Source organism: Actinophytocola sp. (assembly GCF_036378875.1).
Classification (GTDB): Bacteria; Actinomycetota; Actinomycetes; order Mycobacteriales; family Pseudonocardiaceae; genus Actinophytocola.
This window is the reverse complement of sequence record NZ_DASUVO010000086.1, coordinates 19,594-33,337: the sequence shown is the minus strand read 5'-3', so window position 1 is coordinate 33,337 and position 13,744 is coordinate 19,594. Positions and strand designations below refer to the sequence as shown.

Annotated in this window: 14 protein-coding genes; 6 read left to right on the top strand and 8 right to left on the bottom strand. The window is 69.9% G+C overall.

Annotated elements, in window-relative coordinates; translation table 11 throughout:
- Positions 1-4: 4 nt before the first annotated feature.
- On the bottom strand, positions 5-1,618 hold the full coding sequence (locus tag VF106_RS24695) for a glycosyl hydrolase family 28-related protein (RefSeq protein ID WP_330842199.1): 1,614 nt from the start codon (positions 1,616-1,618) through the stop codon (positions 5-7).
- A gap of 117 nt (positions 1,619-1,735) precedes the next feature.
- The gene (locus VF106_RS24690; RefSeq protein ID WP_330842198.1) at positions 1,736-3,094 is read right to left on the bottom strand and encodes an alpha/beta hydrolase family protein; all 1,359 of its coding nucleotides are present in this window, start codon (positions 3,092-3,094) and stop codon (positions 1,736-1,738) included.
- Between the two features lie 122 nt (positions 3,095-3,216).
- On the opposite strand from VF106_RS24690, the gene VF106_RS24685 reads away from it, so the two are divergent.
- Positions 3,217-3,597, top strand: coding sequence for a YciI family protein (locus VF106_RS24685; protein WP_330842197.1), 381 nt, complete (start codon positions 3,217-3,219; stop codon positions 3,595-3,597).
- A 54-nt stretch (positions 3,598-3,651) separates the two neighbouring features.
- Entirely contained in the window at positions 3,652-4,902 is a 1,251-nt protein-coding gene (locus tag VF106_RS24680) for an RNA polymerase sigma factor (protein ID WP_330842196.1), read from the top strand.
- A gap of 458 nt (positions 4,903-5,360) precedes the next feature.
- Here the strand turns inward: VF106_RS24680 and VF106_RS24675 are convergent, their stop codons facing one another.
- The 3 genes from VF106_RS24675 to VF106_RS24665 form a co-directional block, all read right to left on the bottom strand.
- On the bottom strand, positions 5,361-6,608 hold the full coding sequence (locus VF106_RS24675) for an RNA polymerase sigma factor (protein ID WP_330842195.1): 1,248 nt from the start codon (positions 6,606-6,608) through the stop codon (positions 5,361-5,363).
- 33 nt (positions 6,609-6,641) lie between these two features.
- Entirely contained in the window at positions 6,642-7,334 is a 693-nt protein-coding gene (locus VF106_RS24670) for a FadR/GntR family transcriptional regulator (protein ID WP_330842194.1), read from the bottom strand.
- Between the two features lie 97 nt (positions 7,335-7,431).
- Positions 7,432-8,049, bottom strand: a complete 618-nt coding sequence (locus VF106_RS24665) for a DUF1295 domain-containing protein (RefSeq protein ID WP_330842193.1) — start codon at positions 8,047-8,049, stop codon at positions 7,432-7,434.
- Between the two features lie 148 nt (positions 8,050-8,197).
- On the opposite strand from VF106_RS24665, the gene VF106_RS24660 reads away from it, so the two are divergent.
- From VF106_RS24660 to VF106_RS24645, 4 genes are read left to right on the top strand one after another with little or no spacing between them, the layout of a single operon-like run.
- The gene (locus tag VF106_RS24660; protein ID WP_330842192.1) at positions 8,198-9,445 is read left to right on the top strand and encodes an NAD(P)/FAD-dependent oxidoreductase; all 1,248 of its coding nucleotides are present in this window, start codon (positions 8,198-8,200) and stop codon (positions 9,443-9,445) included.
- Positions 9,376-10,122, top strand: coding sequence for a DUF1365 domain-containing protein (locus VF106_RS24655; RefSeq protein ID WP_330842191.1), 747 nt, complete (start codon positions 9,376-9,378; stop codon positions 10,120-10,122). The genes VF106_RS24660 and VF106_RS24655 overlap by 70 nt, the downstream gene beginning before the upstream one ends.
- Positions 10,119-11,270 carry a class I SAM-dependent methyltransferase gene (locus VF106_RS24650; protein ID WP_330842190.1) on the top strand — a complete coding sequence of 384 codons (1,152 nt, stop codon included), beginning with the start codon at positions 10,119-10,121 and terminating at the stop codon, positions 11,268-11,270. The genes VF106_RS24655 and VF106_RS24650 overlap by 4 nt, the downstream gene beginning before the upstream one ends.
- Complete coding sequence (locus VF106_RS24645) at positions 11,267-12,067, top strand: MBL fold metallo-hydrolase (protein ID WP_330842189.1); 801 nt, start codon at positions 11,267-11,269, stop codon at positions 12,065-12,067. Before VF106_RS24650 ends, VF106_RS24645 begins: the two co-directional genes overlap by 4 nt.
- Here the strand turns inward: VF106_RS24645 and VF106_RS24640 are convergent.
- From VF106_RS24640 to VF106_RS24630, 3 genes are all read right to left on the bottom strand, one after another.
- Positions 12,054-12,365: a DUF202 domain-containing protein gene (locus tag VF106_RS24640; protein ID WP_330842188.1), complete on the bottom strand. Its 312-nt coding sequence runs from the start codon at positions 12,363-12,365 to the stop codon at positions 12,054-12,056. The two genes, VF106_RS24645 and VF106_RS24640, sit on opposite strands and share 14 nt — an antisense overlap.
- A gap of 156 nt (positions 12,366-12,521) precedes the next feature.
- The gene (locus tag VF106_RS24635; RefSeq protein ID WP_330842187.1) at positions 12,522-12,887 is read right to left on the bottom strand and encodes a YidH family protein; all 366 of its coding nucleotides are present in this window, start codon (positions 12,885-12,887) and stop codon (positions 12,522-12,524) included.
- The gene (locus tag VF106_RS24630) at positions 12,884-13,732 is read right to left on the bottom strand and encodes an SMP-30/gluconolactonase/LRE family protein (protein WP_330842186.1); all 849 of its coding nucleotides are present in this window, start codon (positions 13,730-13,732) and stop codon (positions 12,884-12,886) included. Before VF106_RS24630 ends, VF106_RS24635 begins: the two co-directional genes overlap by 4 nt.
- Between the last annotated feature and the right edge of the window lie 12 nt (positions 13,733-13,744).

Here is a 13,744-nt window from a genome sequence, read left to right as displayed (position 1 = left end):
TGTGTTACCGCGTACCGCGCAACCGGTGGCGCAGCTGGGCTTCGTACAGGTTGGTCGGGTACACCGACTCGTCGAGCGCGTCCACGACCGAACCCACATCGCCGGTGAAGTCCTTGGGGTGGTCGGTGGGACCGGTCGTGCCGCGGACGCCGACCATGAGACTGTGCGGCGAGTGCTCCTCCAGCCGGACGCCGTGCGAGCGGCCGCCGAGCACGTCGATGTTCCAGTGGCAGAACCGGGCGCCCCAACGAGGTCCCGCGTCACCGGCACCACCCGTGAACCCGTTGTTGGTCACGGTGATCGCGGTGCGCACGCTCTCGTACGGGATCGCGCGGTGCGAGTCGAACGTGCCCTCCATGACCCCGTTCGACCACACGTTGCCGCCGGTGAACCCTTCGGTGTTGATGCCGTGGTGGATGGCACCCGCCGCGACCGGGGTGGTGGCGGCCGGGATCTCGAAGTGTTCGACCAGCATGTCGTTGGTCTGCACGCGGCAGATGAACGTGTGGTGGCGGGCGCGGCCGCCGACCCGGACACCGGTGAGCGTGAGGCCCTTCGTGGTCGTCGAGCCGAACCCGTTGTCGCTGTGCCACAGATCGATGTTCCGGGCCCAGCAGTTCAACGCCGCCTGGAAGTGCGGGCCGTTGAAACCCGGATCGGCGTGGTGCGTGGTCTGTGGGAGCTGCCGCATCTCGATGGTCAGGTCCTCGATGCCCGACTCGCTGACGGCGGGGCCGAGCGTGGCGAACCTCGGCGACCAGCCCGCACGCAGGTCGATCTTGAGTGGCTGCGCGAGCACGATGCCGTTCCGGTCGACCTTCTGTACCTGGACGGGGAACCGCAACCGCTCGAAGTTCATCCGCAGCGGCCAGTCGGTCAGTTCGGGACGCAGCCGGCGCGCGGCGGTCTCCCACGCATAGGTGGCAGTGGCGGGGATGTCACCGCAGAGGTGCGCCAGCAACGTGTTGTCGGTCGTGTTCTCCGCCAGCAGCAACACGTGCTGCCCCGCGCGGAACCTGGAGGGGTCGGAGACCGGGATACGGCGGCGGCCGCGGGGCACGTCGGCGGTGACCTCGGCGAGGTCGGTGTTGTCGAGCCAGCCTTCGTTGCCCTGGAAGTTGACCGCCTCCAGCTGCGTGCGCAGCTCGCGGGGCATGAACCAGACCATGCCGCCGGACCACGACCACTCGTTGCGTACCCCTGGTCGGTACGACTCGGTGAGCGAGCGTTCGAAGAACAGCCTCGTGCGGCCCCGGCCCGCGCCGCGGATGACCACGTTGCTGCGGTGGACCCACACGATGCCGGTCAGCCGGTACGTGCCGGGCGGGACGAAGACGGCACCGCCGCCTGCCGCGCCGACCCGCTCCACCGCCTCGTTGAAGGCGGCGGTGCAGTCGGTCACGCCGTCGCCGACCGCGCCGAAGGAGGTCACGCTCGCACGAACTCTCGGGCGCGGCAGAGGACACTCGCCGCGGCGATAGCCGGCATAGGAAACGTTGGGAATCAAGGGATGTGCGTCGGGGTTCGCGAGATAGTCCCGCCAGTGTTGACTCCACTGTGGACTTTCGGTGGCGGACGCGAGGCCACCGGTCGCGGCGAGCAGGTAACCGCTTGCCACCGTAGTTCCGGCCGAACGTAAGAATCCACGCCGATCCATGCTTGGGAGCGTAGCGGCCATGACCACCGAGGAAAAGGCTTTCCTCGGTGGTCATGGCCGAAAATTTCGGTTGTTGGCCTACCGGGACGGGCGCTGGAAGGTCGCCGGCGCGAAGCGGACGAACGCCGGCGGCATCACCTTGTCCTCACGGGTGACGATGTCCTTGACGACCTGAAACTCCGGCGCGAAGCGGTTGGCGGCCGTGTTCAGCGCGGCCGGGCTGGTGTCGGGCCAACGGTGTGTGTCAATCCGCTGTTCGAGTGTGCGTAGCGCGGTGATCTCATCTGCGGCGCTGAACGCGCAGTGGTTGCCCCGATCGGACCACAGGTGCCGGACCTGACGGTCATCGGTGTGCTCGGCGTACCAGCCGACCTGGTCGGCGACCGCGCCGCCGTCGGCCGGGTTGTGCAGTGTCACGACCGGCGCCGGGGTCGTGCCGCGCGTGACGGTGTACCGGTACATGTAGGCGACCGCTCTCGGGTCTGGCGCGATGCGCGGGGCGGCGTTCAGCGCGGCGAGGTCGGCGTCCAGGTCGGCGCCCGCCTGCCGGTAGGCCTGTCGCACGGTCTCCAGCTGACCGGAGATCGCGAGCTGGTGGCGGTAGTCGACCCTGGTGTTCCACGACGGGTTGCCGCCCGCACGCCGCTCGAGGTCGACCCGGCCGAACGGGCCGACGCCCTGCACGTATGCGGCGTCGACCCAGTCGGCCTGCGCACTGATCGTGTTCCACAAGCCGGTCGGTGCCGGGTCGTGCGCCGACATCCAGCCGGGGATGTCACCGAGCGCGGCGACGAGCGCGAGCCTGGCGAGACCCGCCTCGCTGGTGCGGGCACGCGCGATGCCGGCACTCAACGCGTCGACGCTGGCCTGCGGGTTCTGGATGCGCACCAGCTCGGCGGTGCCGTCGGTCAGCAGGGTGCGGACCGCGAAGTTGATGTCCAGCGCGACGTTCCAGGTGCCTTGCATGTCGAACTCGCCGCACTGGGCGAGCACGCCGTCGAACCGGCGCGGGTTGCGCTCGGCGAGGAGCACCGCGATGCCACCGCCCATGGACATGCCGCTGGAAATCGTGCGGCGCGGCTCCCCGACGTTGTCGGCGAACCAGTCGAGCAGCCGGATCTGGTCCTTCAAGGCGGGCTCGACGGCGAGGCCGTAGGTTCCTCGGAAGTTCGACGCGGCCAGCGCGTAGCCATGGTCGAGCAGCCAGCCCTCCGTCTGCTCGGCTGTCGACAGCGCGACGTAGCCCTCCGGGATCTCCCAGCGCTCGGGGTAGTAGCCGTGGCTGAAGAGCACGAGCGTGCCGTTCCAGTCGTCCGGCACCTTGACCAGGTACCTGGCGCCGTCGATGGTGCCCTCGTAGGTGCGCGGCTCCGTCGCCGCGGCGGCCGGTGCGGTGAGCAACGCGGTCATCAGTGTGACGAGCAGTAGCAGTCTCATGCCCGTACGTCGAAGCAGAAGCGTTCAGAAAGACAGTTGGTTTTCCCGGGGGGACCATGTCCTGGGCGGTCCGGTGGCTCCGACGTCTCCCCGGAAGTGCCCGACAAGTTCAGGAGTCGACGATGAAGTACATGCTGCTGGCCTACACCAACGTCAAGGCGTGGGAGGAGATGCTGGCCAACTGGGACCCCAACGCGCCGATGCCGCCGGAGGTCCAGGCCGCCTGCGACTTCTACGAGCAGCTGGGCAAGGAGCTGACCGAGTCCGGCGAATTCGTGGCGACCGAGGGTCTCGCGGACCCGTCCCACACCAAGACCGTGCGTAAGACGTCCGATGGCGTCGAGGCCACCGACGGGCCGTACGCCGAGGTCAAGGAGGTTCTGGTGAGCTACGCGATCGTGGACTGCGCTTCGCACGAACGTGCGATGGAGATCGCGGCGCGCGTGGTCGACGAGGTCGGGGACACAGTCGAGGTGCGGCCGATCCCGTCGGGCCCATTCTGATGACCGCGCCTCGCCCTCTCTTCGCAGGCTCCGAGAGGACGGTCGTCGGTCATCGTGTCTGATGGTTCGCTCCGCAAGCTCCGCTCACGGACCGGCATCGAGGACCTGCTGCGCACGCTCGCGCCGCAGGTCCTCGGCGCGCTCGTCCGCCGGTTCGGTGACTTCGGCGCGGCCGAGGACGCGGTGCAGGAGGCGCTGCTCGACGCGGTGCGGCAGTGGCCGGTGGAAGGGTTGCCGGAAAGCCCACGCGGGTGGCTGATCCGGGTGGCGCACCGGCGGATGACCGATCACCTGCGCAGCGAGATCGCCCGGCGGCGCCGGGAGGAGACCGCGGGCACGCGGATCCCGCGTGACCACTTCCTCTCCCCTGCCGCCGACACGCCGCCGGTCGAGGCGGACGACACGCTGACCTTGCTGTTCATGTGCTGCCACCCGGCGCTCTCGCCGTCCGCGCAGGTCCCGCTGACGCTGCGCGCGGTCGGCGGCCTGACGACGGCGGAGATCGCGAGCGCGTTCCTGGTGCCGGAAGCCACCATGGCGAAGCGGGTGACCAGGGCGAAGCAGAAGATCAAGGAGTTCGGCTTCCGCGTGCCCGCCGGACCGGACCGGCTCGGCGCGGTGCTGCACGTGCTGTACCTGATCTTCAACGAGGGCTACACGTCGACCTCGGGTGCGTCGCTGCAGCGGGTGGAGCTGGCGGTGGAGGCGATCCGGCTGACGCGTGAGCTGCACCGGCTGCTGCCGGACGACCACGAGGTCGCGGGCCTGCTGGCGCTGATGCTGCTGACCCACGCCCGACGCGCGGCCCGCACGTCCCCGTCCGGCGAGCTGGTGCCGATGGCCGCGCAGGACCGCGGTTTGTGGGACCGTGCCGCGATCGCGGAGGGTGTGTCGCTGGTGACGCACGCGCTGTCGGCGACCGACCGGTTTGGTCCGTACATGCTGCAGGCGGCGATCGCGGCCGTACACGACGAGGCCCCGAGCGACGCCGAGACGGACTGGCCACAGATCCTCGCGCTGTACCGCCTGTTGGCGGGCGTCACCGACAACCCGATGATCACCCTGAACCAGTCGGTGGCGGAGCTGAAGGTCAACGGCCCGGATGCGGCCCTGGCAGTACTGAACCAAGCAGCCGCGGACAACCGCCTGACCGGCCACTACCGCGTGGAGGCCCTACGCGCCCACCTACTGGAGGAGTCCGGCGACCGCGAAGCGGCCCGCGACCACTACCAAAGAGCAGCGAGAGCAACCCTAAGCCTCCCAGAACGCCACTACCTGCAAAAACGAGCCAAAAACCTCCAGTAACCCGCGAGCACCCAACACCAGGGCCCCGCGAGTCCAACACTCAGAACCCGCGAGTTCAACATCCAAGACTCGCGAGTCGCGCGTTCAGCCCCCGCGATTCGCGTTCGGCCCCGGTGAGTTGCGCGTTCAGCCCCTGCGAGTTGCGCTTTCGTGGCCGGCCCGACGCCGCCGGGCCGGCTGGGCGGGCTCGAGCCGAAGCGTCCGCGGGGCAACCCGGCCCTACGATCGGCATCGTTGAACTCACCGGTCTCTGCGGTTGAACTCACCGGTCTGTGCCGTTGGACACGCGGGTCCCTGCTGTTGAACACGCGAGTTCCTGGCGTTGGACACGCGCGGGGGCCGGGCCGGTGTACACGAAAACGCAACTCGCGGGGGCCGAAAGCGCGACTCGCGGGGGCCCAACGCGCGACTCGCGCGCTACCTGGGGCTTCGTGTCGGGGTGTGCCTTGAGAGGGCGGTTACTTGCCCTTTTCGGCCTTTTTTTCCTCTTTTTCGGCTTCTCGGGAGGCCTTGGCCTCTTCCTTGTCGGCCTTCTTCTCTTCCTTGGCCGCTTCCTTCTCGGCCTTCTTGTCGGACGTGGTGGTCGCCGTGTCGGTGGCTTCCGTGTCCTCTTCCGACTCCCCCGTTCCCGACTCCGGGGCGACCTCGGTCGACGTGGTCAGGGTGGTGGGGGTGGTCGTCACGCTGGGGTCGAGGGCCGGGTCGTTCACCGGGGTGCCCTTGCCCTTCGTGCCGCCCGGGCCCTGGATCGAGTCCGTCGACTGGGTCGGCTCGGCGATGACCGGAAGGGTCCGAGGGTCACCCTCGGCGAAGTTGGGGGCCGACGCGACCGTGGTCACGGCCGTTGCCGCGATGGCCGTCGCCACCGCGACCTTGGCGAACAGTGTCTTCGCGACCACCGCGCCCGCGGCGCCCGAGACAGGGGCGGCCACCACCGGGACGTACGCCGCGGCGAAGGCCGCGCCCAGCAGCAACGGCGCCACCGAGGCACGCAACTCCTGGTTCACGCGGGTCAGCGTTTCGGCGCGGGCCTGGCAGTCCGCGCAGACGGCCAGGTGCCGGCTGATCTTGCGGCCGAGCGGGACCGGCACGCTGCGACGCACCCAACCGGCCAGCTTGGACACCGTCGCCTGGCACTCCCGGCCGTCGACGTCGCGCAGGTGTGCACGCAGGTACGCCTGCCGCAGCCCCTCCCGCGCGCGGTAGGCCAGCGCCGCCACGCCGTTCGCCGACATGCCGAGCAGCGGGGCGATCTCGGCGGGGGACTCCTCCTCCACCTCGGTGTGCCACAGCACGGTGCGCCACCGCTCCGGGAGGCTCGCGAACGCCGTCGCGGCGGTGCTCGCGTTCCAGCGGTTCTCCACCGGGTCGCCGCCGGGGTTCGGCAGGTACGTCTCCGGCACGTCCGCATACAGCGACACCGACGCCCCTCGCGACCCGCTGATCGCGGCGTTACGCATGGTGACCAACAGGTACGCGCGGAACTCCTCGTTCGGACCCCGGCCGTCGCGCAGCACGCGCAGGACGCGCGTGAACGCGTCGGCGACCAGGTCTTCCCGTTCCGCGGCGGTGTTGGACAGGCAGGACGCGGCTCGTTTCGCGGCGTGCAGATGCCGCTCGTACAGCACGCCGTACGCCTCCGAGTCGCCGCCGCGCACGGCGGCGATCAGTTCGGCGTCGGACTTCCGGTCGAGGTCGAGGCTCACCGCTACTTACCTACTCCGTTGTGGACTTTTCGGTCAACGCCAGTCGACGACTTCACGCATGAGACCGGGGTGACGGCGCCGAACATACGCCGCGTACTCCGTCATGTGCTCACGCATGAGTTCTTCGGCGCGGCTCGCGTCGCCGTCGGTGACGGCCTTCGCGATCGCATCGTGGACGCTCAGCACCGCGGCGCGCCGCGACTTGGGAAACAGGGGCGGCGAGAGCCGGTCGCGGAGGATGTCGGTGAGCGACTGCGCGAACAGCGTCATCACCGGGTTGCCCGACATCGCGGCCACGAGCCGGTGGAACTCGTCCGCGTCCCGCGCGTACTCGTCGTCGTCCGTACTGGACGAGCCGGCGAACCTGCCGAGCTCCGACAACAACTGCGGGTCGTGGCGCTGCGCGGCGAGCGCCGCGATCGTCGGTTCCATGATCACCCGGGCTTCGACGAGGTCGGCGAAGGTCACGCCGTCCATCTGAAAGTACAGCGTCGCCATCCGGCCGAAGTTCTCGGTATGGACCTGGTCCACCGTGGGACCGCCGCGCGGACCGGGCTTGATCGAGATCAGGCCGTGCACCTCGAGAATCCGCAGCGCCTCCCGGAGCGAGCCACGACCGACCCGGTACTCCTCCAACATCTTGGCTTCCGGTGGCAGCTGCGTGCCAGGTGCGAGTTCCTCGGCGCCGATCCGACGGACGATGTCGCGCGCAATCGCCTCTGACACCTTGTCGCTGCGTCTGACCGGCCTTCTCGGCGTCCCCGCGCCTGTTGCTGCCACTCGGACATGTTAGCGACATTCGACTGATTGTCTGCCATTTCGGTCAAGCTTTTTTCCGTGGCGGCCGGGGGAAGAATCCGCTCGTGCGCGCCAGATATTCGGCATAGCCCGGCCGGCGGTCCCGAATGGACTTCTCCAGCAGGGGTTTACCGGTGACCCGGGTCAGAAGGTACGTCATCGCCAGCGGAGCCACGACCGTTCCCAGCCCCACCCACTCATGGCACGCGAGCACAAAAAATCCCCACCAGACGCAGGCGTCGCCGAAATAGTTGGGATGGCGGGTGTACCGCCACAGCCCGGAGTCCAGCACATTCCTCCGATTGGAGGAATCGGCACTGAACCGGGCCAGCTGCGCGTCCCCGATCGCCTCGAAGCCGTAGCCGACCAGCCACAACGCGACGCCGAACGGCACGACCACCCAGGTGCCATCACCGTACTGGGCCACCTGCACGGGCAGCGACACGACCCACATGACCACGCCCTGTAAGAGGTATACCGAATACAGTGCGTAGAGGTTGGGATTTCCCGGAGCCCTCGCGAGCAGCGCCACGTAGCGCCGATCCTGCGGCTTGCCCCGGTTGCGCCGCCAGATGTGCCACGCGAGCCGCAGCCCCCACACCGCGGTAAGCGTCGTGACCAGAATTCGCCGCCACGCCGCCACGCCGCCACGCCGGCCCGTCCGCGATCACCGAGGTCACCCCGGCGATCAGCACGAAACCCAGGCCCCACACCACATCCACGCCTGGTTTGCCACCGGCGCCGGTACGGATTGGACCCATCCGCGGACTGGTCGGCGCCGAACAACGGGCATGACCTCTGAGACAGTGGCGGTGGTCGGCGCCGGCGTTGCCGGACTCACCGCCGCGTACCTCCTGCAGCGCCGCTACGAGGTGCACCTGTTCGAGGCGGCACCCCGCCTCGGTGGGCACGCGCACACCCACGACGTGCCGGGCACCACCGGCTCGGTCGCGGTCGACAGCGGGTTCATCGTCCACAACGAGCGCACCTACCCGAACCTGCTGCGGCTGTTCGCCGAGCTCGGCGTCGCCACTCAGGACTCGGAGATGTCGATGAGCGTGCGTTGTCTCGGCTGCGGGCTGGAGTACGCGGGCGCACGCCGGCTGCCCGGGCTGTTCCCGCGCGCCGGCTACCTGTTCCGGGGCCGCTACCTGCGCCTGCTCGGCGAGATCCCGCAGTTCCACCGGCGGGCGCGCCGGATGCTGCTTGCCGGCGGGGACGACGTGACGCTGGGCGAGTTCGCCGCCGACTACTCCCGTTACTTCACCGAGCACTTCCTGCTGCCGATGGTGTCCGCGGTCTGGTCGGCTCCGGAGGAGGTCAGCCGTGCCTACCCGGTGCGTTACCTGTTCGAGTTCCTTGCCCACCACGGGTTGCTGTCGGTGGGCGGGTCGCCGACCTGGCGGACTGTCGTGGGCGGGTCCCGCGAGTACGTCGAACGTGCGGCGAAGGGGCTGACCGCCGTGCACGCCGGCACACCGGTGTGGTCGGTCCTCCGGCGAACCGGCGGGGTCGAGGTGCGTGACGACGCCGACGAGGTGCACACCGTCGACCGGGTCGTGCTGGCCACGCACGCCGACCAGGCGCTGGCCCTGCTCGCCGACCCGACGCCGAAGGAGAAGCGGGTGCTGGGCGCGTTCTCCTACTCCCGCAACGAGACCTGGCTGCACACCGACACCTCGCTCCTGCCGGCGGCACGCGGCGCCCGCGCGTCGTGGAACTACCTCAAGCCGGCCTGCGCCGGCACGGACCGGGTGCTGGTCAGCTACGACATGAACCGGCTGATGCGGCTGCCCGGGCCAACGCCGTACGTGGTGACGCTGAACGCGACCGACCGGGTCGCCCCGGCGAAGGTGCTCGCGACGATGACCTACGAGCACCCGGTGTACACAACGGAATCCATTGCGGCACAACGGGAGTTGTCCGGTCTGAACACGGCGCGCACGGCGTTCGCCGGCGCATACCACGGATGGGGCTTCCACGAGGACGGCTGTGCGTCCGGAGTGCGCGCGGCGGCGGCTTTCGGAGTGGAGTGGTGATCCTTTACACCGCGCGGTTGACACATGTCCGCCATCAAATTGTGGTCCGCCGTTTCACTCACCGCGTACGGCTGTGGCTGGTTGATCTGGATCATTTGCCAAAGTCAAATTATCTGTCGTTCCGCGCGGCGGACCATCTCGGTTCGCCAAATCGTTCGATTCGCGCGAACCTGACGGCGTGGCTCGACTCGGCCGGGATTACCGCACCGGCGCGGGTGCAGATGCTGACGGCACCCAGATCATTCGGGTACGTGTTCAACCCACTCACCGTGTACTGGTGCTTCGACGCGAACGGAACGCCGTTGTGCGTGGTGGCGGAGGTGCACAACACGTACGGCGAGCGGCACTGCTACCTGCTGAAACCCGATGAACAGTGGCGGGCGGTCGTGGACAAGGAATTCTACGTTTCGCCGTTCTTCGAGGTGTCCGGGCACTACCGGATGCGGCTGCCGCCACCGGACGAGCGACTCGCGCTGACGGTCGCCCTGCGCCAGGACGGGGCGCCCGCGTTCACGGCGACCCTCGTCGGCCGCCGGCACGGCCCGGCGACGCGCGCGCTCGAGCTCGGCTACGCGTTCTCCCTGCTGCCACACCGGGTTCGCGTCCTGATCCAGCGGCACGGGGTCGCACTGTGGTTACGACGTCTGCGGGTCGTGCCGCGGGACGGTGTGCGATGACGCGCGCGTGGCTCGCCGAACGGATCTTCCGGCACGCGGTGCGGGACCTGCCGGTCACCGTGTCCTTTCCGGACGGCACATGCCTGGGCAGGGGCGGGCCGGAGATGCGGATCGTGCGGCCGGTGTCGTTCTTCCATCGGCTCGGCACACACGGCAACGTCGGCTTCGGTGAGGCCTACATGGCAGGTGACTGGGAGAGCCCGGACCTGACCGGGGTGCTGACGCCGTTCGCCGCACGGCTGACGACACTGGTGCCGGCGCCACTGCGGGCGTTGCGCCGCCTCGTGGACACCCGCCGCCCCGTCACCGAGCGCAACACGCCGGACGGCGCCCGGTCGAACATCCACCGGCACTACGACCTGTCGAACGAGCTGTTCGAGCTGTTCCTGGACGAGTCGATGACGTACTCGTCGGCGTGGTTCAGGTCGGGTGACGACCTGCACACCGCACAACTGCGCAAGATCGACGGGATCCTGGACTACGCCGGGGTGACCGCCGGCAGCCGCGTGCTGGAGATCGGCACGGGATGGGGCGCGCTCGCGATCCGCGCGGCACACCGCGGCGCGCGGGTGACCTCGCTGACGATCTCGGCCGAACAGCGGGAGTTGGCCGGTGAGCGGGTGGCGGCGGCCGGGGTCGCGGACCGCGTGTCGATCGAACTGGAGGACTACCGCTCGGCGACGGGCACGTACGACGCGGTGGTGTCGGTCGAGATGGTCGAGGCGGTCGGCGAGGAGTTCTGGCCGGAGTACTTCGCGACGCTCGCGCGGACGCTGGCGCCGGGCGGGCGGGTCGGCCTGCAGGCGATCACCATGCCGCACGGTCAGCTGCTCGCGACCCGGCACACGCACAACTGGATCCAGAAGTACATTTTTCCCGGCGGGCTCCTGCTGTCCGTGCCCGTGATCGAGGAGCAGGCGGCGCGTGCGGGCCTCGTGATCGGCAGGAGGCGAAGCCTGGGCGCGCACTACGCGCGGACCCTGTCGCTGTGGCGGTCCGGGTTCCTGGCGGCGTGGGACGAGGTCACGTCGCTCGGATTCGACCCGGTGTTCGAGCGGATGTGGGAGTTTTACCTGGCGTACGCGGAAGCGGGGTTCCGTTCCCAGTATTTGGACGTGTGGCAATTCGGCTTACGCTCAGCCGCGTGAGCACTCGTACCCTCGGCCGGCTGACCGTGTCGACGCTGCGGGACGCGCGCGGGCCGTTCATGTCGTGGGAGACGGCGTTCCCCGCGGCGACCCCGCGGGACTGGGCGCTGGCGCGGGCGCGTGACCCGCGTGCGTTCGGCCCGGATGGCCGGTGGATGCTCGACTTCCGCGCGTTCGCCATCCGGTCCGAGTCGGAGGTGACGCTGGTGGACGTCGGCGTCGGCGCGGTCGGCGCGCCTGCGGAGGGGTGGGCGCCGGTGCCGGGCGCACTGCCCGCGGTGCTGTCGGCCCAGGGCATCGCGTTGTCCGATGTGGACACCGTGGTGCTAACGCACCTGCACGCGGACCACTGTGGCTGGGCGGTGACCCCGGCAGGCGAGCCGCTGTTCCCGAACGCCCGGTACGTGGTGCACCGCGACGAGATGGCGTGGGTGAACGGCGCGGTCGCGTCCTACGTGGTGAAACCGCTGCGCGCGGCCGGGGTGCTGTCGGAGGTCGGCGCGGCGACCGTGCTGACGGCGCTGCCGACGGGCGAGACGGTGACGGTGGTGCCGACGCCGGGTCACACGCCGGGTCACCAGTCGGTGATCGTCGACGGCGACGGCGCGCAGGTGATGGTGACCGGGGACGTGCTGGTGCACGCCGTGCAGCTGGTGTCGCCAGCCGTGGAGTACGTGTACGAGGAGGACCCGGCCCTGGCGAGGGCGACGCGGGAGGACCTGCTGGCCCGCGCGGCCGCGACGGGCGCGGAGCTGGCGACCCCGCACCTGACCGAACCTTTTGTCACAGTGCGATGAGCAGCAGGGCGAGCAGCCCGATGGCGACCACCGCGACCGTGAGCCCGAGCGCCGGCAGGCCGAAGTCGACGGACCGTTCCCGCTGAAGACGACGTGCGGCGCGGCGGTAGCGATCGTGCGACCAGCCGAGCACACCGACCGCCAGGACGGCGGCGGCGATCGCGGCGCCAACGGCCCAACCCGCTTCCCGCACGACGGCAAGCCGCCCGGCGAGAAGGGCACAGGCAGCGAACCCCAACGCGGTCCGCACCCAGGCGAGTGAGGTCCGCTCGTTCTGCACGCCAGGCGGCTCATCCACGCGAAACCCGAAACTGTCGGTGCCCACTGGTAGCGTGAAAACCGGGGGCCCCCCGGACGCACGAAAGGACCATTCGTGCAGGTGAGTGGCCCGTTGGTGCAGGCACACGAGCCACTGCCGCTGGTGCGATGGCCGTTCGCGCGGCGGTGGGGCGCGTCATCGTAGGTTGGCCACCACCAGCAGGATGAAGATCGCCAGTGCGGCCACCGCCACGCCGTAGGACAGCCACGGCGCCAGCCGCGGCACGGGGAGCGATTTGCGCTCACGGAGGGCCTGCTCCGCGCGCAGCCAGCGGCGGAACGCCAGCGCGCTCGTCGCCACGCCGGCCAGCACCAGCAGCGAGGCCAGCACCTGCCGCAACCCCGGCACCGCGAGCGGCGGCGCGAACGCCTCCAACCCGATCCCCGCGGCGAGCAGGGCGAGTGCGGTCCTGATCCAGGCCAGGAAGGTCCGCTCGTTCGCGAAGCTGAAGCGGGGGTCGGGGTCCGAGCCCTGCTCACGAAGCCGTGCCGGCCAGGTCATCCCGCCCACTCCCCTGCCGGCAGCCCCGCCACCCCGGGCTGGCAGGCGAACAGCGAGCCCGCGTTCGGCTGGTCAGCGAAGTCGTGCAGGCCCGTCCGTGCCGTGGTGATGTACAGGGTCGAGCCGCCGAACGCGCAGGACGTCACCCGTTGGGCCGGGACGTCGACCGTCGTGAGCAGGGTGCCGTCCGGGGTGTGGCGCCGCACGCCCCACCCGTCCCAGAGGGCGACCCACAGGCAGCCCTCCGCGTCGACGGTGAGGCCGTCCGGCCAGCCGCGGTCGATGTCGATCAGGCGGCGGCGTCTGGTGAGCGTGCCGGAGGACGGGTCGTGGTCGAACGCGTCGACACCGCCGGTCTCGGTGTCGGCGTAGTACATGGTCGTGCCGTCCGGGGACCAGCCGAGGCCGTTGGAGATCGACACGCCGGTGACCACCTGGTGCAGTGTGTGGTCCGGGTCCAGCCGGTACAGCGCGCCAGCGCCGTCGACGCCGTCCTCCCCCATCGTGCCCGCCCAGAACCGGCCCCACGGGTCGGCCTTGCCGTCGTTGAACCGGCCGCCCGGCGGGTCGGTGTCGACCTCGTGCAGGAGTGTGCGCCGGCCGCCGTCGTCGAGGCACGTGCACAGCCCGGTCCTGGTGGCGAGCACGAGACCGCCGGCCGCGCGTACCGCGACGGTGCCGACGGCCTCGCCGACCTCGAAGAACGTGTCCGTGCCCGACGCCGGGTCGAACCGGTGGACCTCGCCGCGCTCGATGTCCACCCAGCGCAGGGTCGAACTCCGCGCGTCCCACACCGGTCCCTCGCCGAGTTGTGCCTGCGCCGCGAGCACTACCTGAGCGATCACCTCCCGACCGTA

Excerpts from the sequence above, each read along its gene's own strand:
- VF106_RS24690 (WP_330842198.1), bottom strand. The coding sequence starts at position 3,094 with ATGAGACTGCTACTGCTCGTCACACTGATGACCGCGTTGCTCACCGCA.
- VF106_RS24685 (WP_330842197.1), top strand. The coding sequence starts at position 3,217 with ATGAAGTACATGCTGCTGGCCTACACCAACGTCAAGGCGTGGGAGGAG.
- VF106_RS24660 (WP_330842192.1), top strand. The coding sequence starts at position 8,198 with ATGACCTCTGAGACAGTGGCGGTGGTCGGCGCCGGCGTTGCCGGACTC.
- VF106_RS24655 (WP_330842191.1), top strand. The coding sequence starts at position 9,376 with ATGGGGCTTCCACGAGGACGGCTGTGCGTCCGGAGTGCGCGCGGCGGC.
- VF106_RS24650 (WP_330842190.1), top strand. The coding sequence starts at position 10,119 with ATGACGCGCGCGTGGCTCGCCGAACGGATCTTCCGGCACGCGGTGCGG.
- VF106_RS24635 (WP_330842187.1), bottom strand. The coding sequence starts at position 12,887 with ATGACCTGGCCGGCACGGCTTCGTGAGCAGGGCTCGGACCCCGACCCC.